Raw genomic sequence first — 1643 nt, 5'->3', positions numbered from 1 at the left:
CGAGAAGCGGGAGTCGCCGCCTGAGCAAGCAGCGTGATCCGATCGCAGATCCGTAGATCTGCAGAGGGTCGCGCGACGCAGCGCAGGCGGATGCATCGCGCTTCGCAGCCGCAGCCTCCCTGTGCAGAGGTTCCCTAGCGCTTCGCTCGCTCTCGCCGACTCAGCTAGGAGGTTCGAGTCCGGTTCTTCGATACCACTCGTGCCGGTCAGATTCCGTCGCGAGGCTTGCGTCTATGAGCGCGGCCACGTTGCGTCGGAGCGATTCGGTGCCGAGCCAGTCGCGCTGGAGGAGCGAGCGTAGGCCAGCCATGGCTCCCGGCGTCGCTACCTGCAGGAGGAGGGCGGCTAGCTGGAAGGACGCGTCCACCCGCGCGTCAAGACCCGCGTCTTCCCGGTGTTCTCGGCCGAGGTCGCCAACGGAAACGAGGACCTCGATGCGTCGATCGAGCCAGCCGTCAACTCGAGCGGGCAGGTCGGCAGCTGAGGTCTCTGCGTCAGACGGTGACGCGAGGAGGATCTGCTCGAGTAGATGGAGCCTCGTCACGGCATCGCTCGAGAGGTCGTAGAGCGCATCCAAGAACTCCTCGCTTGGTCGAGCTGCGCCGACCCCACGCCGCCACCCCAGATGCGCAACCCAGGCGGGGGTCGAAAGCACAGGGACATCCTCTGCGGTGAGCTCTAGCGTTGAGAGGGTTTCGGAGAAGCTGCGGTCGGCGGCGGTGAGCGATTGAAGTTCACCCAATGCTAGCTCGCTGTCTGACGTCGACGCACCAGGCTGCCCAATCGTCTCAAAGAGCGATCTTGTAAGCGAGAGGAGAGCCTTCATACCACGAGCCTCGCGACTGTCCCGGTGTCGTAAGCCCCTGCGAACGACGTGGCGAGGGCCGCGTTGCTCTTGGCGCTCGCCGGAAGGGCCGGTGCGAGAAGCGGTCTCCGGAACAGGTCCGACGGGTCCGGCTCAAACTCCTCTTCTACGAGAACTGTGAATCGGGGATTCGTCAGACGGAGGCTGTCGCCCGATGCGATCTCTCCGTGCGAATCCCAATCGGTCACAGCGAACCAAACGTCCGACCCGGATGTGTAGCCTGGTGCACCTTGATCCGGCGGGAATAGGACGCAGTCAATGTGGAAGCGCGTCTTGAACAGACCTCGGAGGAATTGGTTCGCAATCTCTGAGTGAACGGTGAGCGTGAGGGCACGGTAGAGAGGCTGCGCCTGAACCCAACGGAGGTAGAGCGATTGTTCGAAGGGCTGCCGAGCGTCGAATACTCGCCAACCGCTCGGGTCGAACTCGCAGATGACACCAATGCGCCCGTACATTGCAGATGATACTGGGTTCTGGAGAGGCGCTACATAGCTGCCATTGCCCCAGGTGAAGCCAGGACTCGTCGAGATTCTTAGTCGCGGCGCTGCACCGGCGAAGTGCTTGGCGTAGCGAATGGGGACGTACTTGATGGCGAAGCGGATCGCCACGATCACGGACCCGAGGGTCGTCTCCGCAATCCTGCGCCATCTGGGTCTCTCCGCGCGCGCCCCGCCGATCTCCCCGGCCCGCCCGGCACCAGAACCCGAGCCCGACTTCTGGCCCGACGAGCCTGCTTGAGCACCGCCTGCTCACCTCCGGATCCCGAGCGGTCGAGCCT

Annotated in this window: 2 protein-coding genes; one reads left to right on the top strand and one right to left on the bottom strand. The window is 64.1% G+C overall.

Going from position 1 to position 1643, the window contains the following annotated elements; genetic code table 11:
* Nucleotides 1–160: 160 nt before the first annotated feature.
* Entirely contained in the window at nt 161–826 is a 666-nt protein-coding gene (locus tag GY725_23685; protein ID MCP4007196.1) for a hypothetical protein, read from the bottom strand.
* Nucleotides 827–1453: 627 nt separating this feature from the next.
* Here GY725_23685 and GY725_23680 point away from each other — a divergent pair.
* Nucleotides 1454–1603, top strand: a complete 150-nt coding sequence (locus tag GY725_23680) for a hypothetical protein (protein ID MCP4007195.1) — start codon at nt 1454–1456, stop codon at nt 1601–1603.
* Nucleotides 1604–1643 lie beyond the last annotated feature (40 nt).

It is taken from the genome of bacterium (genome assembly GCA_024226335.1).
Taxonomy (GTDB): domain Bacteria; phylum Myxococcota_A; class UBA9160; order SZUA-336; family SZUA-336; genus JAAELY01.
The sequence above is the reverse complement of the archived record's forward strand: the minus strand, read 5'-3'. Positions and strand labels throughout refer to the sequence as shown.

Coding starts and splice junctions, on each gene's coding strand:
- GY725_23680 (MCP4007195.1), top strand. CDS start 1,454: ATGGCGAAGCGGATCGCCACGATCACGGACCCGAGGGTCGTCTCCGCA.
- GY725_23685 (MCP4007196.1), bottom strand. CDS start 826: ATGAAGGCTCTCCTCTCGCTTACAAGATCGCTCTTTGAGACGATTGGG.